Origin of the sequence: Janthinobacterium sp. 35, assembly GCF_002754575.1 — a bacterium.
GTDB classification, from domain to species: domain Bacteria; phylum Pseudomonadota; class Gammaproteobacteria; order Burkholderiales; family Burkholderiaceae_D; genus Janthinobacterium; species Janthinobacterium tructae.
This window is the reverse complement of record NZ_PEFN01000001.1, coordinates 549,081-569,228: the sequence shown is the minus strand read 5'-3', so window position 1 is coordinate 569,228 and position 20,148 is coordinate 549,081. Positions and strand designations below refer to the sequence as shown.

At 64.1% G+C, this 20,148-nt stretch carries 15 protein-coding genes and 2 tRNA genes; 4 read left to right on the top strand and 13 right to left on the bottom strand.

What is annotated here, in order from left to right; genetic code table 11:
- Position 1: 1 nt before the first annotated feature.
- Entirely contained in the window at positions 2-520 is a 519-nt protein-coding gene (locus tag CLU93_RS02545; RefSeq protein WP_099759867.1) for a sigma-70 family RNA polymerase sigma factor, read from the bottom strand.
- 67 nt (positions 521-587) lie between these two features.
- A complete protein-coding gene (locus CLU93_RS27775; RefSeq protein ID WP_133250733.1) occupies positions 588-857 on the bottom strand; it encodes a hypothetical protein in 270 nt (89 codons plus the stop codon).
- Here CLU93_RS27775 and CLU93_RS02540 point away from each other — a divergent pair.
- On the top strand, positions 841-1,401 hold the full coding sequence (locus tag CLU93_RS02540; protein WP_143451687.1) for a hypothetical protein: 561 nt from the start codon (positions 841-843) through the stop codon (positions 1,399-1,401). The genes CLU93_RS27775 and CLU93_RS02540 overlap by 17 nt on opposite strands.
- Before the next feature lie 71 nt (positions 1,402-1,472).
- Here CLU93_RS02540 and CLU93_RS02535 read toward each other — a convergent pair.
- From CLU93_RS02535 to CLU93_RS02505, 7 genes are all read right to left on the bottom strand, one after another.
- Positions 1,473-1,549, bottom strand: a tRNA-Met gene (locus CLU93_RS02535).
- Positions 1,550-1,813: 264 nt separating this feature from the next.
- Complete coding sequence (locus CLU93_RS02530) at positions 1,814-4,798, bottom strand: hypothetical protein (RefSeq protein WP_143451686.1); 2,985 nt, start codon at positions 4,796-4,798, stop codon at positions 1,814-1,816.
- A 109-nt stretch (positions 4,799-4,907) separates the two neighbouring features.
- Entirely contained in the window at positions 4,908-5,126 is a 219-nt protein-coding gene (locus CLU93_RS02525) for a hypothetical protein (RefSeq protein WP_143451685.1), read from the bottom strand.
- A 457-nt stretch (positions 5,127-5,583) separates the two neighbouring features.
- Positions 5,584-5,660 (bottom strand) — tRNA-Met (locus tag CLU93_RS02520).
- Between the two features lie 56 nt (positions 5,661-5,716).
- Entirely contained in the window at positions 5,717-6,895 is a 1,179-nt protein-coding gene (locus CLU93_RS02515; RefSeq protein ID WP_180287790.1) for a methyltransferase, read from the bottom strand.
- A 58-nt stretch (positions 6,896-6,953) separates the two neighbouring features.
- Positions 6,954-7,802: a hypothetical protein gene (locus CLU93_RS02510; RefSeq protein WP_099759862.1), complete on the bottom strand. Its 849-nt coding sequence runs from the start codon at positions 7,800-7,802 to the stop codon at positions 6,954-6,956.
- Positions 7,803-7,863: 61 nt separating this feature from the next.
- On the bottom strand, positions 7,864-8,073 hold the full coding sequence (locus CLU93_RS02505; RefSeq protein ID WP_099759861.1) for a hypothetical protein: 210 nt from the start codon (positions 8,071-8,073) through the stop codon (positions 7,864-7,866).
- A 178-nt stretch (positions 8,074-8,251) separates the two neighbouring features.
- Between CLU93_RS02505 and CLU93_RS28130 the strand changes: the two genes are divergently transcribed.
- On the top strand, positions 8,252-8,419 hold the full coding sequence (locus CLU93_RS28130; protein WP_180287789.1) for a hypothetical protein: 168 nt from the start codon (positions 8,252-8,254) through the stop codon (positions 8,417-8,419).
- A 4-nt stretch (positions 8,420-8,423) separates the two neighbouring features.
- Here the strand turns inward: CLU93_RS28130 and CLU93_RS02500 are convergent, their stop codons facing one another.
- The 3 genes from CLU93_RS02500 to CLU93_RS02490 all read right to left on the bottom strand — a co-directional run bounded on the left by CLU93_RS02500 (position 8,424) and on the right by CLU93_RS02490 (position 16,530).
- On the bottom strand, positions 8,424-12,200 hold the full coding sequence (locus CLU93_RS02500) for an AAA family ATPase (protein ID WP_099759860.1): 3,777 nt from the start codon (positions 12,198-12,200) through the stop codon (positions 8,424-8,426).
- Positions 12,201-12,216: 16 nt separating this feature from the next.
- A complete protein-coding gene (locus CLU93_RS02495; protein ID WP_099759859.1) occupies positions 12,217-13,443 on the bottom strand; it encodes an exonuclease SbcCD subunit D C-terminal domain-containing protein in 1,227 nt (408 codons plus the stop codon).
- Positions 13,444-13,509: 66 nt separating this feature from the next.
- Positions 13,510-16,530, bottom strand: a complete 3,021-nt coding sequence (locus tag CLU93_RS02490) for a PAS domain-containing protein (RefSeq protein WP_257224848.1) — start codon at positions 16,528-16,530, stop codon at positions 13,510-13,512.
- 296 nt (positions 16,531-16,826) lie between these two features.
- Here CLU93_RS02490 and CLU93_RS02485 point away from each other — a divergent pair, with 296 nt between their 5' ends.
- A complete protein-coding gene (locus tag CLU93_RS02485; RefSeq protein ID WP_010396763.1) occupies positions 16,827-17,198 on the top strand; it encodes a YajD family HNH nuclease in 372 nt (123 codons plus the stop codon).
- Between the two features lie 21 nt (positions 17,199-17,219).
- Positions 17,220-17,888, top strand: a complete 669-nt coding sequence (locus CLU93_RS02480; protein WP_099759857.1) for a winged helix-turn-helix domain-containing protein — start codon at positions 17,220-17,222, stop codon at positions 17,886-17,888.
- Between the two features lie 62 nt (positions 17,889-17,950).
- On the opposite strand, the gene CLU93_RS02475 is transcribed toward CLU93_RS02480, so the two are convergent.
- Positions 17,951-20,095, bottom strand: a complete 2,145-nt coding sequence (locus CLU93_RS02475) for a TonB-dependent receptor domain-containing protein (protein ID WP_099759856.1) — start codon at positions 20,093-20,095, stop codon at positions 17,951-17,953.
- Positions 20,096-20,148 lie beyond the last annotated feature (53 nt).

Genomic DNA, 20,148 nt, shown 5'->3' with positions numbered 1-20,148 from the left:
GTCAGGCGCTGGCAAAATCGGGCACGGCAAAAAAGCACAGCAAATTGGCCTTGCTCAGGTATTTTTTGATGGAATGCGTGGTGGTGCCCAGCTCGGCGGCGATCTCGGCGTAGCTCATGCCGTCCAGGTGGGCCAGCAGGAAGGCGGCCTTGGCCTTGGCGGAGAGCCGGTCCAGCGCGCGGTCGATCCGTTGCAGCGATTCGAGCAGGATGGACATCGCTTCCGGCGAGGGCGCGCACGCTTGCGGCTGATGCCGCAGGGCGTCGAGGTAGGCCCGTTCCAGTTCTTCGCGCCGGCAGTGATTGGCCAGCAGGCGCTTGGCGATGGTGGCCAGGAAGGGGCGCGGCTGCGCGATTTCAGCACTGCTGCGTGCAAGGAAAATCTTGAGGAAGGTATCCTGCGCCAGGTCGCCCGCCAGCCCCGCGTCGTGCAGGCGACGCTTCAGCCAGTGCAACAGCCACGAATGGTGCTCGGCATACAGGGCCTGGAAATCGGACGGCGGGGAAGGGGCGGACAGCATGGGTACAGTACGGCTTAATCTAAATGAGAATTGTTCTCATAATAGCGCAGCCGCGCACGCCAGGCAATCAGGAAAACGCGGCGTTGCTGAAATGCGACTGCGCGCCTGGGCCGCCTGCGGCAACGGACTTGCGCTTGCGCACGGCAGATGTAAAAGTTTCCTTGGCGCAAGCTTTCATGTGAGAAAATGCGGCTTGTCGATGTGGTGCGGAGCGCAAAATGATGTGGATGGTTGGCGGTGCCCTGGTTCTTTTGGTCGCCAGATTTTTATGGTTGGCCTTTTTCCATCGGGTCAACGCGATGTCGCGCCAGGCTGAGCTGATGAACTGGCTCGACATCGGCCGGGTGTCGAATGCCGATGGTGGCAAGGATATTTTGTTGGCGAGAAATGAGCGCGGCGCCCGGATCGACTGGCGCACGGGCGAGGTCTGGTTGATGAATCCCAAGGTAGAAGAGCCGTTTGCCGACTTTCTCGCCGTCGAGCGCTGGCTGACTTTGCGCGAGATGCCGATGCCGGACAAGCCGGCGCCTGCCGCTCCTGCGCCAGCGGAGCCGGAACCGGCGCCTGAACCCGGCCCCGTGCGCGACACCTTGCCGGCCTTCCAGCAAAAGGTCGATGCTTGCCTGGCCAAGGCGCAGGGTGGCCAGGAATTGCTGGAAACCAAGCAGGCTTTCGAGGCGGGCAGCGAGCCTTACCTCGAGGCGTCGACGGAACTGAGCAAGACCGCGCTGGAGTTCGAAGTGTCGCCCGCGATGGTGGCCACGTTTCATATCAGCGCCTTTGCCGCCCTGGCAGAAACGGCGGGCGCCGACAAGCTGGAAAGAGTGGCGGCCAGTTTGCACGCGGCGGCCAGGCAGATCCGGGCCAGCGTCGCCGCGTAAAGATGGGTCAGGCCAGGCCCGGAATGCAAAAACCGCTGAATCCCTTGCAGGAGTCAGCGGTTTTTATGTATTGGTTGCGGGGACAGGATTTGAACCTGTGACCTTCGGGTTATGAGCCCGACGAGCTGCCAGACTGCTCCACCCCGCAGCCGAATTATAACCGAGTTTGTTGCATTGCGAAAGAGCCGATTACAGTAAGCGTAAAGCCAGAGCCGCCTTGAGCCTGGCGTTGATTTGGCAGATGATGGTATCACCGCGTTGGATAGCGTCTTGCTGGCAAGCCGAGGGAGGCTTGCCAGCACGGTTCCAGGGCAGGGGCGAAGTCGTCGAGCTTCGAGCGCGATCGTGCCGCCAGTCGAACGTTTTCTGGAGGGGCAAGGCATTTGTGCGTGCGGTGCCGGGACGTCAATTCCTATGGACGCGCATTGATCGTCAGATGCCAGTGGTGCAGATGGTCGGCAGCAGGAACGAACTGCAATGGCGGCTCCCACGTGCCGACGCCGGGAATATTGTGCCCTGCGGCACTGCTGAACTTCCCGTCGACCAATGCGAGTTTGATAAAATCCTTGCCAAAATAACCTTTCCGGAAGTTTGCCGCCGCTCCCCGCTCGTCGATCATAGTACGGTTCGCTTTAATCCACGCCTGCAGGGCAATCAGGTTCGGCCGCGGTGCCGGTGCGGGATTTGCCACCTCGGCGGCGGCTGTATCGATCAGATGCTTGATTGCCGCGCCCCCGCCCGAGCCGCCCAATGCTTCCGTATAGCCACCCATCCCGTCCGCATAGCGCATGTCAAGCGCCTGTCCATCGCTGTGTCCCGCATGGCCCAGGACGGAGCGGCCATTTGTGAACTGTGCCACGTGTTTACCGGAGATATCGTCAAACCGGAAGCTGTTGCTGGCAAGCCAGTCGATGGTCTGGCTGGTCGCCCAAGAGTCGCCCCCGGCATCACGAAGTCCTGCGGTTCTTCGGGCGGCCAAAGCCGCTTCATCGTTTGCCAGGTACAGGGGGGTGAACGCGTTGTTGCCTCTGAACGTCACCTGACCACCTTCTGTTGGATCGGAAACGGCATCGGTGCCGTTGATGGTGCCTTTGATGCGCACCGCCACCGACAGTTTTCCCGGAACACGGCCGCCTGAGAATTTGGGCAATGAGAGTGCGGAGAAGCGGATCTTGCCGGCGCTGATCACGTGTGCTTGCCCCATCAAATTGCGTGTGCTAAAAAGCGGATTGTCACCATCTGCCGAGATGCCAATGTTAACTTCTGTGATTTCGGCGTTGGGCGGCGAGAACGTGATTTCCAAAGGAATGGCGTGGGTCGCATCCTCGGCAGTGCGGGGAATCGACAGATAACAGGCCCTGAAATTATTCGCCAGATTGATCGGCTCGATGACGGGATGTCCATCGGTGTCAGGCGAAAGAAATTTCGCACCAATGATCTGTAAGGCGGCGCATGCCGTGGAGATCTCGGCGGTGGTGATGGTGGGGAAAATGCTGTCGCCAATATTGGTCGCGCGTACCGAGCCTGTGATACTGAAACTGCCGTTTTTTGCCTGGGTAGTCACATCGACGCAGGCGCTCCTGGTGATCGTGCCTTGCGTAAAATGACTTTGGTTCACCGAACCAGAGGCGGACAGCACCACACCGGGCAATCCCACTACCGAATAGGACCAGGTATCGTTGAACTGGCTTAGCACGGTGGTATAGGTGGGATACTCCGCCGTATAGACGCTGATCTTGACGCCGACGTTTTTTGTACCCATCGGCACTGTGAAATTGATCGGTGTCGTGATGGTGTCATTTTGGGATGCGGAAAGGGCGACATAGGTTTTGGTCGTGACCCCGTCGACCATTTTGGTGGCGGTTTTCGCTGGCGCCGACTTCGACGCGGCACCTGTAATCCGGCGTGATGGCGCGCCAGTTCCGTTTTGTCTGGAGGTGCCGGCGATCGACGATGACATGGGGCGTGCTGCCCGTGCTGTTTGGCTGGTAATTTGGCCGCCAGTCGCCGGCGCGTCATACACCATCGTGACATTGACCTGCGTGGTGTCAGGCAGCACGACCGTGCTGATCGTCACCGCATTGGGTGCATTGAGGTCATTGAGCGTGAGTTGATAGGTATCTGAAATCAGCCCTGAAAACGCAAAATGCCCCGAATTGTCGACCAATGCGTCAAGACGCATATTCGAGTTGTAGCCTTTGAGTAAAATTTTTTTTCCGGCCAGACCAGTGATGCCGGCGCCCTGAGCGTTGACCAGTCTGCCGCTCAGCTTCGCAATCGACTTTACCCCAAGCAAATCATAAGACTGGGCAAATGCACCATCTTTCGACACAAAGCTCAGCATGATATTCAATGCGCCAGTTGGCAAGGCCGCGAGGAGTTGTTGCATGACGCTTCCACTGATGGAAAAGCTGCTATCGGCACTGTCGAATACCCAATATTTTTTTAAACTGATTTTTACGTTGTTGGCGCCTTGAATGACCCCGTTGCTGTCATCCTTCAAGTTAAGGCCAGACACGCCATCGAGTCTGAATTTGACGCTGCTTCCGGAGAAGCTATTGTTTGGGCCAAGGCCCGTCACTGACAGCAGCGGTGCACCCGCTGGCGGTGAGCTGTCTTCCTGGGCATCGCTGTCGGGCACGGCACTGGTGGGCCGCGTCGACCGGATCAGCGCCCTGACGGTTGTGTTGCCACCCAAGTCGTGCAGCGTGATCGTCGCTGTCTGGTCGACGCCCGTGTCCCCGGCCGTGGAAAAGCGCAAAGTGCCATCCTTGATGATCGCGTCGGCGACCGAGGCGGAGGAAGACGACACCGATGCTGTGGTGTCGATGCCCAGCTCCTGCAGGGAGAACGTATACACTTCAGCCGGTTCCAGGGTGCCGAGTTCGACGCTCGCGCTGGCGGCTGACGATATTTGCCAGGTCAGATCGGCGGGGCTGAAAGGGATAGTCCGATTTTGACGCAAAACAATCACATCGGCAGGGGTGACGGTCGCACCCGCGTCAATGGTCCCAGCGGCAACAGTGCCGTCCACGATCTCGGTGCCATTGGGTGCGCTTGTCAGCAGTGCCGCGACATCGATGGCGGCTGTGGTGCCGGTATTGGCGATGCTCACCTGAAACGTGTATTCCCACACTGTTCGCGTGACGCGTCGTTCATTGATTTTTTGCAGCTTGACCACGGCAAGCGGTTCGACGGCGTTCGAGGAAGCAGCGCTCGCCAACAGCGTCGATTGCTGCGCAGCGGGTGAGGCAGGCTGCTTGTCACTGCCACCGCAGCCGGTGACCAGGAGCATGGCTGCGGCGCAGACGACAAGCAGTTGAAACCGCGAAATAGCCATGACGGATGCCCTCCGGACCTGATTGTTAAACAGGGTTTGACGCGGCGCAGCAGCCATTTTAAGTCCGGTACGCCGGGTCGGCCAGGCAAGCGCCAACGCGCCAGCGAATATCAGCCACACGGTGGACGGAAGTGGCACCGCGGCAAGATCGACGGTAATACCTTGCTCAATAATATTGAGCGTGAGGGGGATCGCTCACCGTAAACAACTGTCCGCCGGGTGTTCCGCCTGCGAGATAATCAAACGCAATGGCGAATCTGTCGTAACGCCATTGCACGCTGCCAAGGTAAGTCGTCGTATGGGAAATCGTCGACGCTTGCGCAAAGGGAAAGCCAATACATAACATTATCACCAGGATTGTTATAATTTTTCGTAGCGTTTTCATGAATCGCTCCGTCTGGAAAGTGAGGACTGGATCAGCGCAATGCATTTTCTGTTCCTGCTGTGATCATTGCCACGTTCTTGCTATGACAGCCTGATCAATTTCCAATTGACCATGGGAAATAACTTTCTACTTTCGCTGTTTTTGTAAAATATTTCGACAGTTTGTATTTTTTGAAATGATCATCGCGATACGCCGGTCTGGGTAGCGACGCCGGTCGTGTGCTGGTTTGTTGAAACTGATGAGACGGTTTTTGAAGCAGAGGCGACGCCGATTCCGCGTGCTTAAAAAGGAAGTCGGCGTGAGACCGGCTTGGGTGCTGCAAGAAAAATTGCTCGTTTTGGAATCCGTACGCAGTGTTTGCCGGCCAGTCGCACACCCTAAGGTGGCTCACTTGGTGGCGCACCCTGGACAAAAAAAACCGCTGAATCCCTTGCAGGAATCAGCGGCTTTTATGTATTGGTTGCGGGGACAGGATTTGAACCTGTGACCTTCGGGTTATGAGCCCGACGAGCTGCCAGACTGCTCCACCCCGCAGCCGAATTATAGCGGGGTTTGCTGCAATGCGCAATGGCCTGGTGTCAGACCCAGGATTACGCCGCCGCCAGGCGCCACAGCGACGTGACTTCCTTCGAGCGGGCTGCATGCAGGCTGTCCGTCGCGTCCTGCGCGCGCGGGTGCGTGGGTTTCACGTCCAGGCGGTCGATCACTTTCAAACCCGCTTGCGCTATCCATTCGAGCAATTGCGCGCGCGGGCGCAGGCCCAGGTGCTCGGCCAGGTCCGACAAAATCAGCCAGCCTTCGCCATTTGCTTCCAGGTGCTCGGCCAGGCCGGCGAGGAAACCGCGCAGCATGCGGCTGTCCGGATCGTAGACGGCGTATTCGATCGGCGAGCTGGGGCGGGCCGGCAGCCACGGCGGATTACACACGACCAGCGGCGCGCGTCCCGCAGGGAACAGGTCGGCCTGCACCACGTCGACCTTGTCAAGCAAATCGAGGCGCGCCAGGTTTTCGCGCGCGCAGGACAGGGCGCGCGGGTCCTGGTCGGTGGCGACGATGCGTTGGATGCCGCGCTGCGCCAGCACGGCGGCCAGCACGCCCGTGCCGGTGCCGATGTCGAAGGCCAGGCTGGCGCGCGCGGGCAGCGGCGCGTCGGCCACCAGGCCCACGTATTCGCCGCGGATCGGCGCGAACACGCCGTAGTGCGGGTGGATGCGCTGGCCCAGGGCCGGCAGTTCCACGCCCGTGCGGCGCCATTCGTGCGCGCCAATCAGGCCCAGCAGCTCGCGCAGCGAGGCGACGAAGGCTACTTCGCCACGGCCATACGCCTCATTGCACGCCAGTTTCACGTCCGGCGCGCGGCGCAGCGGGATCGTGTAGTCGGCGTCAAAAGGCAGCAGCAGCATGGCCAGGGTGCGGGCGCGTTGCGACTGCGCCTGGCGGTGCAAGTGAAACGCTTCGGTGGCGGATGGTTCCGGTTGTACCAGCTTGGCGGCCTTGGCTTTTTTGCTCGGTTTGTCGTTCTTGTGGTCGGCACGCCGCGCCAGTGCCTGCAGCAGCTGGCGCGCGTTCTGGAAGTCGCCGCGCCACAGCATGGCCGTGCCTTCGCAGGCCAGGCGGTAAGCCTGGTCGGCCGTCGTGCGGTCATCGGCGATGACGACGCGCTTGGGTGGCGGCATGCCGCTTTCCGAGCGCCAGCGGGCCGAATGCTGGGCGCCGTTTTCGCTCCAGTGGATCTGCGGATGAACGGTAGGTGAAGAGGTGTCGGACATGGGATTCAATCGATAGAAGGGGGCGCGCGGCATGGTCGCCTGCGCAGGCCGTCTTCCATTATACGTCGCTGGCCGTGCCGTCAGCGCTGTCCGTGCCATAGGCGAGTGCCAGCGCGCGGGCGCGCGCCTGGTCTGCGGGCGTGGTTTCCACGGTTTTTTTGGCGGCCTCGGCGGTATTGTCAGGCTGCACCAGCTTGAGCAAACGCAAACTCAGGCTGCCCGCCAGCTCGCCATTGTTGCCGCTGGCGCTGGCGCCGTCGGACGTACCGTGATAGAGATTGCTTTGCAATTGCTGGCCCAGCAGCTTGAACAGGTCGTGCAGATTGCCGGCGAAGGTCGTGGTGGGCAACTCTTTGGCGGGCAGGGCGGCGTCATCGGATGGCGGAACTTCCTGCGCATCATCTTGCGTGTGCGCAAAGGCGCCCGCGCTGATGTTCGATTGATATTGCACTTCCAGTTCGAAGTCGAAGGTCTGGCCATCGGCCGTGGTGATCTTGCCCTTGCCGATGAAATGCGCGTTTTCATCGAGGCTGAAGGCGGCGGTGCGGCTGCTGCCTTTGGTGCCCGAGATGCTGGCACTGCCGCTGCTGAAGCTGGAACCGGCTTGCAGGTCGACCGAATCGAAGGCGACAGTGGCACCGTCACCGAACAGCTGGCGCGTCATGTTGCCAAGAAAATCTTGCGCCACATCGACAGTGGCGTTGCCCAGCGCATCGGTCCGTTGCGAGAGTCCCTTGGCCGACAGGTCCAGGCCGTTTTTTGACAGGGCCACCACGTCTTGCGCCGTGCGCTGCATCAGGGGCGAAGCCGCCAGCCCCGTGGCGCCGCTGCCCGTGCGGGACGGTTGCTGGCCGGCCAGCGTATTCGAGGCGGGTTGACGGCTGGCGAGGGCGGGAAGCTGGGACATGGCGGTTTCTCAATGAGCGAAGTACCGTTATTAACGGCGTTCTACGCCCATTCTTTAACCATTAGTGGTGGTGCGCCCAGTTACCGTCTGCCGATTCCAGGTAAGACTTGACGGCATCGGCCTGGCCCGTGGCGTGACGCTTGAGTTCGCCGCATGCGCAAATGCCCTGATACGGCTGGATATGCGAGCAGGCGGAGACTTTTTGCAGGTAGACCTGCATGGATTTGTGACATTTTACGCACTTGAAGGTGAGGCTGCGGGCGGCTTTCATGGGGTTCCTTGAATTGTTGCGGGGCGTAGGCGATGCCTGCGCGAAGGCGGCGATTTTAACGCACTCCGGCCATCGTTACACGTTGTTGCATCTGCGCCACGCGCAGGTCAACTGAATCCGCGCCGTGACGTTGAGCGTATATGGGAGGTCGTCTGACCGCCGTTGAAGAGGTAGCACCATGGACAAGCATGACAAGGAAAAGCCCGTACAGCCCGCCAAGGAGCTGGTCAGGAAGTGGCTGAAAGCGGAGCTGGCACAACGCCGGCCGCCGCCCGACCCCGAGCAGATCCGCCGCGAACTGGGCTGGGATATGCTCAAGCTGTGCCGGGAGGCGGCCAGCCGCTAGCGACCTAGTGCACCGTCACCACGCTCTTGCCGCCGGAGCCGGGCTGGACCAGGATCTTGGTGGCGATGCGTTCCGTCATTTCCTGGACGTGCGAGATGACGCCCACCTTGCGGCCCATCGCTTGCAGGCCGTCGAGCGCATCCATGGCCACGCGCAGGGTTTCCGTATCCAGGCTGCCGAAGCCTTCGTCGATGAACAGCGATTCCACGCGCACCCGGTTCGAGGACAGCGAGGCCAGGCCCAGCGCCAGGGCCAGCGAGACGAGGAACGATTCGCCGCCCGACAGCGAGTGCACGGAGCGCAGCTCGCCGCCCATGTCCTGGTCGCGCACCATCAGGCCCAGCGACGGCTTGTCCGGGTTGTCGATGCGTTCCAGTTGATAGCGGCGCGCCAGGTGGTTCAAATGCGCATTGGCATAGCCGAGCAGCACTTCCAGCGTGAATTGCTGCGCGTAGTTGCGAAATTTCTTGCCGTCGGCCGAACCGATCAATTCATCCAGGCTGGCCCAGCGCCGCTCGATGACGGCTTGCGCCTCGATTTGCGCCAGCATCGCTTGCGCGCTGTGGCGCCTGGCGTCGTCCTGCGCGATGGTCAGGCGTAATCGCGTCGCTTCCTGGTTGGCCGCCTGGCGTTCCAGCAGCAGTGCGTCCAGCGCCGCCTGCAGCGCAGCCACGTCCATTTCCAGCGCTTCCGGCGGCTGCTGCACGTGCGCGGCCAGCTGCTGCCGGCGCTCGGCCAGCACGGAAACGGCTGCCGTGTGGCGGTCGGCGATCACTTGCAGGGCGTCGCGTTCGGCGCGCATGGCGTCCGGCGCGATGGCCAGGTGCGCGCGCAAGCCGGCCATGTCGGCGGGCGCGTGACCAGGGTGGGCAAGCTGGAACCGGCGCAGCCAGTCGTGCAGCGCGGCGCTGGCGCCGTGTTCCTGTTCACGCAGGGCGGCCAGGCGCTGCGCCAGCTGCGCGCACGCTTCGTCCAGGCGCGTGCGCGCTTGGCTGGCCGCTTGCGCCGCCGTTTGCTGTTGCGCCAGCTGATCTTTTGCACGCGCGATGGCGCCTGCCAGCGCGCCTTCCACCTCGGTCACGGCTTGGCCCTGCCATAGCGCGTTGCGCCCCGCTTGCAGTGTCGTGCGCTGTTTGTCGGCGGCGGCAAACGCGGCGTGGGTCTCCTGCGCCGTTTGCTGCGCCTTGCCGGCGGCCAGCAGCGCCGCATCCAGCTGCGCGGCCAGGGTCGCCAGCGCGTGGCCGCGGTGGTCCTGGTCCGCCTGCTGTTTCAGCCATTGCCGGCTTTCCGCTTCACGCGCGGCGCGGAAGGCTGCCGGGCCAGCGCGCCAGTTGTCTTTCCAGTCTTCGGCGCCGTCGGCGTCGGCAAACGCGCCATCGAGCTGTGCCAGCAAGGCATCGAGCGCGGCGCGCGCCGTCTCGCCCTTGTCGGCGTTGCCCGCTTGCTGCGCCTGCAGCTGCGCCAGCCGCGCCTGTGCATCGGCGACGATGCTGGTGCAGCGCGCGTGCTCGTTTGATGCCAGTTCATATGCCGCCTGCGCCTGCTCGCGCAGCGTACTTGCCTGGCGCAGCGCCGTCTCCTGCTGCGCCAGCGCCTGCAAGCCGGCCGCATTGGCTGCCAGCTGCTGCGTGAACCAGTCCGCGCGCTGCGCTTCCTGCGGCAGTTGCAGGGTGTCGGCATGCGGCTGCCACTGTGCATTCAGGCTGTCGATGATGGACGGCAGCGCAGATAATTCTTCCGCCGTCTGCGCCTGTTCGTGCACATGGGCGGCCAGCGCCGCCTTGTGCGTGGCCAGGCGTTCCACATTGCCGCGCGCCTGCATGCGGCAAGCCAGCACCTCATCTTGCAAGCTGGCCAGCATCGCCTGCAAGGCGTTGTCGGCGTGGCCAGCGTGGCCAGCGTGGATATACGGGTGTTCCAGCGCGCCGCAGACGGGGCAGGGCTGCTCATCCTGCAAGGTGGCCCGCAGCTGCTCGACGCTGGCCGCGCATGCCGCTTCCGCGCCCTTCAAGGATTTTTCTGCCTGCGCCAGGCGCGCTTCCAGCAGCGGCGTTTGCGCCGCTGCCGCCGCCAAGGCCGTACTTTCCGTTTGCGCGGCCTGCGCCAGCTGGGCCGCCTTCGCTTGCCAGTGCGCCAGCGCCTGCTGCTGGCGTGCCAGTTCGCTCCAGGTTTTTTCCGCGCTGGTCAAGATGCGCGCGTGCGCCTCCAGCTGGCCGCGCTGTTCCTGCAGCGCCTGGCCATCGATGGCTTGCACGGTGGCTGTCGCCTCGCGCCGCTGCGCATCGCGCACGGACAGCGCGGCAGCGGCGCTGGCCAGCGCCGCTTGCGCCGCCTGCGTGGCGTCAACGGCCTGGCGCACCTGCTGCGCCGATTCAGCCATGCTGGCGTCGGCCGCATCGGCTTGCGCGGCCGCTTGCCCGGCCTGGGCAAACAATTGATCCCACAATTGCCACGCTTGCGCCAGCGCCTGCCACTGCTGGTGCGATGCCAGCCACTGGCGGCCCGCTTCCTGTTCCGCCAGCGCGGCGTGCTGGCGCTGCTGCAGCGCCTGCAGCGCGCTGCGCGCCGCCTCGTTGGCCTGGTCGGCGGCCTGCGCGGCCTGCCATGCCTGGCCATGCGCGGGCAATTGTGCCGCAATGCCGGCGTCGAGCGCCTTGGCCTGGTCGAGCAGGGGCGCCGCATCGCGCTGCGCCGCTTCCCTGGCCAGCAAGGCCGCCGTCGCCAGCTGTACGGCCTGCGCCAGTTGCGCTTCGGCGGCGACGGCTTGCGCCGCCTGCACGCGCGACGCTTCCAGTGCGGCGCCGCTGCCGGCGATGTCGCCGGCCAGGCGCGCCACCTCGTCGATCAGGGGACGCGCCGGCTGCAGCAGTTCCCATTGCACCAGCGCCGCGCGGCGTTCTTGCGCGGCGGCGCGTTCGGCATCCGCGCTATCGAGCGCCTCTTGCGCGGCCGTCACCTGGGTTTGCAGCTTATGCGTCTCCTGGTGCCAGCGCTGCTGCAGTTCCAGCACCGCCTTGCGCAAGTCGATGTGTTGCAGCGTGGTGTCGGCCGCGCCGCACAGCGCCTCGGTGTCGGACCGCTCTGCCGGCGACAAGGGCCGCTGGTCGGCCAGTTTTTCGCCCAGGCGTTCGAGGACCTGTTTTTCCTTTTTCGCCCGCTCGAAGGCGCGCATGGAAATGTCGGTATAGATGCTGCTGCCCGTCAGGGTTTCCAGCAATTCACCCCGTTCATTGTCTTCCGTTTTCAGGAAGGTGGAAAACTCGTTCTGCGCCAGCAGCACGGCGCGCGTAAACTGGTCGAAGGACAGGCCGATGCGTTTTTCGATTTCTTCCTTGACTTCCGTCTTGGTGCCGCCGATGGCTTGCAGCGCGGGCAACTGATGCAAGCTCATGGCGGTCGCCTGCAGCGCCCCTTCGGCCCGGGTGCGCGAGCGGCGCACGCTCCAGCGCGCGCGGTAGCTGGCGCCGTCGTTGCCGACAAAGTCCACTTGCGCGTAACCGTCCGGCGTGCCGCGGCGTAGCAGCGTGCGCGTATCCTGGGCGTTGACGGTTTCCTTGCCCACGTCGGGCAGGGCGCTGCCCCGGCCCAGCACTTTCAGCAAACGCGGCGTGGCGTCGTACAGGGCCAGGCACAGGGCGTCGAGCAGGGTGCTCTTGCCCGCGCCCGTGGGGCCGCTGATGGCAAACAGGCCGGCGGACGCCAGCGGCTCCTGCTGGAAGTCGACTTCAAATTCGCCGGCCAGCGAGGCCAGGTTCTTACCGCTGATGTTCAGGATTTTCATGGTTTTTCGGGAGCAGTCAGGCGCCGGGCAGCAGCAGTTCGGCCAGGGCCGAGAGGAGTTCGGGTGGCGCTTCCTTGGCGTATTTTTGCTGGTACAGGCGGCGGAAGATGTCGTCGGGCTGCAGCTGGCCCAATTGGTCGAGCGTCATGTTCTCGGGCGCGCTGCTGCGCGCGGCGCTCGACGTTTCGATTTTTGCCAGGCGCACCGGCTTGCCGTCGAGCGCCGTTTCGATGCGCGTGCGCAGGCCCGGCTCGGGCGCATCGAGGCGCACGCGCACTTCCAGGAACGGTTGCGCTTCGGCCGGTGCGTCCGGCATGTCGAGGGCGGCCAGCTGCGCCAGCACTTCGTTGATGGGCGCCGGCGTGGCGGGCACGCGCAAGAGGGGCACCGCGCGCGGCACTTCGATGACGCGCACCGACTGCAGCGTTTCGCCGTCGATATCGAGGCACAGCACCTGGTGGCGGTAGTGTACTTCTGCAAACGACAGGGGGATCGGGCTGCCGCAATAGCGGATATGTTCTTGCCCGCCGACGGCCTGCGCCTTGTGCAGATGGCCCAGCGCCGCATACGCGATGGCGGCGTCAAAAATCCCCGACGGCAGCATCTCGGTGCCGCCGATGACGATGCGGCGCTCGGAATCGTTGGACATTTCGCCGCCCACCATGTGGCAGTGGCCCATGGCAACGATGGCTTGCCCGGGCTGGCGGCGCGCCAGCGCCAGGTCCGTCAATTGGCGGTACAGCAGGGCGATGCCGCCCAGGTAGGCATCCTGGGTGTCGCCGGCCGGCAGCTTCGGCACGTCGCCGGGACGCAAAAAAGGCACGGCCAGGCACCAGGCCTGCACCTGCCCATCGCTGCCGGTAAGCGGCAGCAGCAGGCGCTCCAGGTCGATATTGCCCGCTTCGTCGCGCAGCAGGTGGCCGATCACGTGCGTGCCGTGCGCGGCCAGCAGGGGGGCGGGCGCTTCCAGCCGGCCGGCCGAATCGTGGTTGCCGGCGACGACGACCAGCTGCAGCGCGGGCAGGCGCGCGCGCGCCTGCTGCAGGAACACGTACAGCTGCTTTTGCGAGGCGGCCGACGGGTTGGCGTTGTCGAACACGTCGCCAGCGACGAGCAGCACGTCGACGCGTTCGGCCACGAGCGTGTCGAGCAGCCAGTCGAGGAAGCGCTGGTGTTCGTAGCCCCGTTCATAGTTGTGCAGGGTCTGGCCCAGATGCCAGTCGGAAGTGTGCAGCAGGCGCATGATGGGGCAAGGGTAGGGAAGACAGGCGCCAATATAGCAGGAATGACTGGGGGCAGACCCCAGCCTTCAATCTACCGTCGCGCCGGCGCGATAAGTATTGCGTCCATCCTGCTTGGCCTGGTACAGCAGCACGTCGGCGCGCTGCAGCAGCACGGCAGGGGGGATGTCTTCGTCGCGGTAGAAGGCCAGGCCGATGCTGGCGGAAATGCGCACGGTGATGCCATCGAGTTCGAACGGCTGTTGCATGGCGGTGACGATCTTTTCCGCCAGCAGAGCCGCGTCGTCGGGCCGGGCGATCTGTTCCATGATGATGGTGAATTCGTCGCCCCCCAGGCGGGCGATGATGTCGGTAACGCGCATGGTCTGCGTCAGGCGCTGGGCGAAGGCGCGCAGCAGGGCGTCGCCGGTGCCGTGGCCATGCGTGTCGTTGACGGGCTTGAAACGGTCGATATCCATGTACATGACGGCCATCAGGTGCTGCTGCTGGCGACTCGCGTGCATGGCGTCGCTGAGTTTTTGCTGGAAGCCGGCGCGGTTCGACAAGCCGGTCAGCACGTCGACCTGGGCCAGCTTCAGCAAGCGCTGTTTTTCGCGCTTTTGCACGGTGATATCCTGGCGCATCACGTGAAAACCCGCCACCTGCAGCTTGTCTTCGCCGATCTGCGGGATGTAGATCACTTCCAGGCAGCGCTCGATGCCTTCCTTCTCGTCCTCTTCCTCGAAGCTCAACGTTTCGCCGGCCAGCACGCGCTCGATATACGGCGCCACCGTGCGGTAGCGCGCTTCGCCGACGGTCTCGCACACGCGCTTGCCCAGCGCTTGCCGGCCCGTCAGGCCTAATTCGCGTTCATAGGCGATGTTCAGGAAGCGGTAGACCTGGTCGGCATCGATGTAGGCGATCATGGCTGGCAGGGTGTCGGCGATGGTGCGCAGGCGCGCTTCGCTCTCCAACAGCGCCACTTCCGATTCGCGCAAGGTGGTAATGTCGTCCAGGCTGCCCACGTAGCCATCGATCTGGCCGTCGATGAGGATGGGGGCAATTTTGACGGAGACCCAGACCAGCCTGCCGTCGGGTTGCAGGCAGCGCAAGGTGGACTGGAACGGCGCGTGGCTGCGCTTGAGCTGTTCCAGCGCCACGTGCATCAGCGGATAGTCGTCCGGGTGCAGGGCGCTGGTCCAGCCGGCGCCCAGGGCGGCGGCGCGCGGCAGGCCCGTGATCGATTCGAAGGTGCGGTTGACGTAGGTGCAGCGGCGCTGGCGGTCCAGGCGCACCAGCCCGAGCGGCGAGGCGTCGTTGACGGCGGCCAGCTCGGCCTGTTTCTGGCGCAGTTCCAGTTCTTGCTGGCGGCGCTGCGAGACATCCTCGGCGATGCACAGGATATGTTCGATCTGCTGGCGCTCGTCGAACACGGGCACGGAGACGGAGCGCACGTAGCGCAGGCTGCCGTCCGCCAGGCGCAGCGGCTTTTCCGTATGGTCGATGACGCCGCGCTCGGCCAGGATGGCGCGGTCGTCCCCGGCGTCGTGCAGGCCGAAGCCGGGCGGGAAGGCCTGGCAATCGGTCTTGCCGATGACGTCGGCGGCCAGGTGGCCGGTGATATCCTCGGCCGCCTTGTTCCATACTTCCATCTTACCGAAGTTTTCCGGGCGCGCGCTTTTCACGTAGACCAGCACGGGCAAATGGTCGATCAGCGACTGCAGGAAGCTGCGATTATCCTGCAGCGCCAGTTCGTCGTGCTTGCGCGCGCTGATGTCGCGCGAGGTGACGGCCACGCCGTCGGTGATGGGCACCACCTGGTGGCGCAGCCAGCGCGTGCCGCCCGAGGCCAGTGTCAGCTCGAATTCGTCCTCCAGCGGCTGGCGCGTTTCCATCACCCGCACGAAGCGCTGGAAGAAACGCTCGCCGCGCAGCAGCGGCATGTGCTGCAGCACGCGCAGGCCCAGCAGTTCGGAGCGTGGCTTGCCCAGCATGTCGGCGGACCGTTCGTTGACGTCGGCGAAGGTGAAGTCTTCCACCGGCTTGCCTGGCGCGGGGCGCCAGGCTTTCAGCAGCAGCACCGAGTCGAGGCTGCCGTGGTGCGCCGCGCGCAGCAGCGCCTGCGTTTCCGTGGCCTGGCGGATGCTGCGGCGCAGGCGCGCGCTCTGGCGCATCAGCAAGGCCGTAAAGCCGGCAATGAGCACGCTGGCGGCGAGCAGCGCGCCGACATACACGAGGCGGCGGTGTTCGAAGCGGGCCAGGGCGACGGCGCGGCTGACGCCTACCACGGCCAGCAGCGGGTAGCGCGCCAGTTCGCGGTAGCTGTAGATGCGCGCCGTTGTGTCGACGGCCGGCTCGATCAGCAGTTCTTCGGCGGCATGCTGCGGCGGCCCGGGCATGCGGAAGTCGATGCGGTCGCTGAGGATACGCTGTTCGCCGATGCGCCCCACCGTCAGGCCGCTGTCGCGCGCCACCAGCATCAGCGCACCCTGTTCATCGAGGTCCAGGCGGTCGTAGTCGTCGACAAAATAGGCAGGGTCGACGTGGATGATGATGGCGCCGGCAAAGCGGCCCTGCGCATCGTTCAGGCGGCGCGCCAGGCGGATGCTCCAGTGCTTGCTGGCCGCGTCGAGCATGGGCGTGTCGACCATGGCCGTGTCGGATGCATTGGCGGCCAGCGCCCTGAAAAATGCCTGGCTGGCCAGGTTCTCCGGCCAATACGCATTGGCGCTGTCGAGCACATTGCCCTGCGCATCGACGAGGGCGATCGGCAAGGCCAGCTTCGACGGCAGCACGCTGTCGAGCAGACCCTGGCGGCGCATGAATTCATTCAGGCGCAGGCTGCCCTCCGTTTCCTCGTATTTGAGCTTGAACAATTGCGTGGCGTGGTCCGTCTGGCGCAGGGTGAAACTGGTATGGTCGGCCAGGGTGCGCGCCAGCGACTGGCTGACGGCCACGGCGTCGCGCGCGGCGCTGGCCCGCTCCTGGCCCACCTGGTAAAAGACGGCCGCCCACAGGGCCAGCAGCAAGATGAGCGCGAACAGGGGCACCAGGCTGAGACGGTACAGGCGGCGGGCAAGGCGTTGCAGGGGTCTTGTTATCGCTATCACGGGCGCTTGCAGGCTAGGGTCATGGAAAAGGGGAACGTGGAGGAGCGGCGTGGCGCGCATGATAGCCGATTCGACCTGCTTGCGCTGCGCCCTGTTGCTGTCCCCATCGTCCGTTCGTAGTCTGTCGCTGGTCCTATTCTGCGTTAATTCTGCGTTAAATCAAACATGCGTGGCGCTGCGCATGCTAAAAAAAGCGCCGCAGTGGTGGCACGGGCATGGGAAGTGGCAGAAAAAGTACAATTCGACCTGCATCGTCATTAAAATGGTGACTTCATCCTCCCATATCGAAAGTTGTCATGCAGAGTAAAAAGCCCGACGCGGCAAGACTGGACAAGATCGTGGCCGAAGCGCGCCGCGCCGCCGACCAGCGCGAGAGCGGCTACCGCGAGCGCTCGCTGAAGATGTATCCATGGGTATGCGGCCGCTGCACGCGCGAATTCACGCGTGCCAATGTGCAGCAACTGACGGTGCACCACCGCGACCACAACCACGACAACAATCCGCCGGATGGCAGCAACTGGGAGCTGCTGTGCCTGTATTGCCACGACAATGAGCACTCGCGCTACCTGGAAGCGGACCGTGGCGCCGGCCTGCTGTCGGCCGAGGTGGCGCCCGCCACGCACAATCCGTTCGCCGCGCTGGCCGGCCTGATCAAGAAGAAGGACTGAGCGGGCCGCGCCGCTTTCCCCATGCGCATCTTGCTGACCGAAGACGACCCGCAACTGGGCCGCGCCACGCAGATCGGCCTGGAACAAGGCGGCCATGCCGTCGACTGGGTCACGAGCGCTGAACACGCGCACACGGCCGTGCGCCTGCACGACTATGGCTGCATCCTGCTCGACCTGGGCTTGCCGGGGCAGGACGGCATGCAGGCGCTGGGCATGCTGCGCGACAATGGCTACAGCGGCGCCGTGCTGATCGTCACGGCGCGCGACACGGTGGGCGAGCGCATCGCCGGCCTGGACGCGGGTGCCGACGACTTCATCGTGAAACCGTTCGACCTCGACGAGCTGGCCGCGCGCATCCGCAGCGCCTGCCGCCGCGCCGCCGGCCGCCTGCGCGAGCACCTCGTGCACGGCGAACTGGTGCTCGATATCGCCGACCGGCAGGTAACGCAAGGGGGCAGGCCCGTGACCTTGACGGTCAAGGAGTTCCGCATCCTGCAATTGCTGCTGGAGCACGGCGGCCGGGTGCTGAGCCGGGAACAGCTGGAGAAAAACCTGTACAGCTGGGGAGATGAAGTGGAGAGCAATGCCGTGCAAGTGCATATCCACCACCTGCGCAAGAAGCTGGGGCGTGACTTGATACGCACCGTGCATGCGATCGGCTACTGCATCGACAAGCCCAAAGCGGCTTGACGTAAAAACGGGCGGCCCGCAGGCAGCCCGTTATGCTCTATGGCTGGTCAGCCATCAACGCATCAGAAATCGACGGAGGCCGACAGCCACAAGCGGCGACCGTCCATGCTGTTGACATAGCGGTTGGCGTAGGTCAATGCCGGTGCGCGGTACGGCTGATAGTCGATGAAGTCCTTGTTGAGCAGGTTGTACACGGCCGCGTTCAGGGTCACGCGTTTGTTCAGCTGGTAGCTGGTGCCCAGGTGCAGCATGGTGTAGCCCTTGTAGTCGCCCAGCGCGGCCTTGGCGGCGCGCGTGGAAGCCGAGGTGCCCGGATCGCGGAAGCGCTCGCTGCGGTACTCGGCGCGCAGCCAGCCATTCCACTCGCGCGAGATATCCCACGACAGGCGCGCGTTGGCGGCGTGCTTGGGCGTGTCGCTCAGCGGTTTGCCCGCGTTGCTGCCGCTCTTCTGTTCGCTTTCCGTGTACGTGTAGTTGGCGCTGGCCGACAGCGCCTTGCTCAGCGGGAAGCGCGTGTTCAGCTCGACGCCGCGCGTGACGGCCTCATCCACATTGACGGACTGGCCGAATGCATCGACGTTGGGCCAGTTGCCGAAGCTGACGCAGCCGGGACGGTTCGGCGACGGGAGGTAGTCGCAGTTGACGAGGCCCGTGCCCGTCGTGATCTTGTCCTTGAATGTATTGTTGAACAGGGAGCCGCTGGCCGTCCAGCCTGCCAGGTTGTCGAAGTAGGCGCCGATTTCCGTGGTCGTGCTCGTTTCCGGCTTCAGGTTCGGGCTGCCGACGAGGGGAATCGTGCCCTGGCCGCCGAAACCGTTGATGCCTGGCGACAGTTGTTCCACGCGCGGTGTCTTGTAACCCTTGCTGACGCCGCCCTTGACGGTCCAGCTTGGCGTCGCGTTCCACACGGCATACGCGCGGGGGCTGGTCTGGCCGCCGAAGATGCTGTGATCGTCATAACGGGCGCCGACGGTCAGGGCGACGTTCTCCAGCACCTGCCATTCGTCTTCCACGAACAGGGCTTTTTGCGTGAATTCGAATTTCTTCGGCGCCACGCCGTCCGTCATTTCCGCCTTCCACCATTGCGCACCGACGGTCGCCATGTGCTTGCCCAATGGCATGACCAGCTTGGTGTCGAACACCTGGCTTTCCACTTCCAAGGTGCGTGCGCTGCCGGCCACGGCGCCTGGCGTGCCTGGCGGAATCGTGCGGCCCAGAGTTTCCGTCTTGTTCACCATGTAGCTGCTGTCGAGGGTGCCGAAGCCGAAGCGGCCCGTGTGCGACAGGGTCCACTGGTCGCGGTTGTATTTCTGCTCGGGACCGTAGCCGCCCTGCAAGCCCAGGGTGCCCAGCTGCTTCTTCGAATTGTCGTAGGTCTGGCGGCCCGCGTCGGCGTCGAGGATGACGGTGTGGTAGCGGTTAGGCGTAAAGGCCAGGCGCGCGCCAAAGTTTTCAATGTCCGCGCGCACGGGGTTGGCGCCCATGCTCGGCACATTTTCCCCTCCGGCCGCGTCGTTGTAGCGGATGTTGGCCGCATCGCGGCGCTGCTTGCTGCCGCGCAGGGACAGGCCCAGCAGGTCGGTGGCGATGGGGCCGCTCAGGTAGAAGCGGCCGTTTTTCACGTCGCCGAAATCCGATTCTTCCTGCACCGTGTAGTCGGCCGAGACGGAGCCCATCCACTCTTTGCCCACCTTGCGCGTGATGATGTTGATCACGCCGCCCATCGCGTCCGAGCCGTACAGGGTCGACATGGGGCCGCGGATGATTTCGATGCGCTCGATGGCGGCCAGCGGTGGCATGAAACTCGTCTGCGTGCCGCCGAAGCCGTTCGGCGTGACGTTGCCGGCCGCGTTCTGGCGCCGTCCGTCGATCAGCACCAGCGTGTAGTCGCTGGGCATGCCGCGGATGCTGATGTTCATGCCGCCCGTCTTGTCGCCCGCCGCACCCACGTCGATGCCTTCCACGCTTTCCAGCGCCTGCGTCAGGTTGCCGAAGCGCTCCTTCGACAGCTCTTCACGCGTCAGCACGGTAATAGAAGCCGGCGCCTGTTTGATGTCCTGCTCGAAACCGGAGGCGGAAACCACCACTTCGGGCATGCTGGCAGGCGTGCCCGTCTGCGCGTAGGCCGGCAGGCAGGACAGGGCGGCCATGGCCAGGGCCAGGGTGGTGGGACGCGGCAGGCGCGCGCGGCGGGTGCGGTTGGACATGCAAACTCCTGAAGGGTGGATTAGTGATTGGTCTGTCTTGTTTGGGGAATGGG

Coding starts and splice junctions, on each gene's coding strand:
- CLU93_RS02475 (WP_099759856.1), bottom strand. CDS start 20,095: ATGTCCAACCGCACCCGCCGCGCGCGCCTGCCGCGTCCCACCACCCTG.
- CLU93_RS02480 (WP_099759857.1), top strand. CDS start 17,220: ATGCGCATCTTGCTGACCGAAGACGACCCGCAACTGGGCCGCGCCACG.
- CLU93_RS27775 (WP_133250733.1), bottom strand. CDS start 857: ATGTCGAGCCAGTTCATCAGCTCAGCCTGGCGCGACATCGCGTTGACC.
- CLU93_RS02510 (WP_099759862.1), bottom strand. CDS start 7,802: ATGTCCCAGCTTCCCGCCCTCGCCAGCCGTCAACCCGCCTCGAATACG.
- CLU93_RS02530 (WP_143451686.1), bottom strand. CDS start 4,798: ATGGCTGCTGCGCCGCGTCAAACCCTGTTTAACAATCAGGTCCGGAGG.
- CLU93_RS02495 (WP_099759859.1), bottom strand. CDS start 13,443: ATGCGCCTGCTGCACACTTCCGACTGGCATCTGGGCCAGACCCTGCAC.
- CLU93_RS28130 (WP_180287789.1), top strand. CDS start 8,252: ATGGACAAGCATGACAAGGAAAAGCCCGTACAGCCCGCCAAGGAGCTG.
- CLU93_RS02545 (WP_099759867.1), bottom strand. CDS start 520: ATGCTGTCCGCCCCTTCCCCGCCGTCCGATTTCCAGGCCCTGTATGCC.
- CLU93_RS02485 (WP_010396763.1), top strand. CDS start 16,827: ATGCAGAGTAAAAAGCCCGACGCGGCAAGACTGGACAAGATCGTGGCC.
- CLU93_RS02525 (WP_143451685.1), bottom strand. CDS start 5,126: ATGAAAACGCTACGAAAAATTATAACAATCCTGGTGATAATGTTATGT.
- CLU93_RS02540 (WP_143451687.1), top strand. CDS start 841: ATGAACTGGCTCGACATCGGCCGGGTGTCGAATGCCGATGGTGGCAAG.
- CLU93_RS02500 (WP_099759860.1), bottom strand. CDS start 12,200: ATGAAAATCCTGAACATCAGCGGTAAGAACCTGGCCTCGCTGGCCGGC.
- CLU93_RS02515 (WP_180287790.1), bottom strand. CDS start 6,895: ATGTCCGACACCTCTTCACCTACCGTTCATCCGCAGATCCACTGGAGC.
- CLU93_RS02505 (WP_099759861.1), bottom strand. CDS start 8,073: ATGAAAGCCGCCCGCAGCCTCACCTTCAAGTGCGTAAAATGTCACAAA.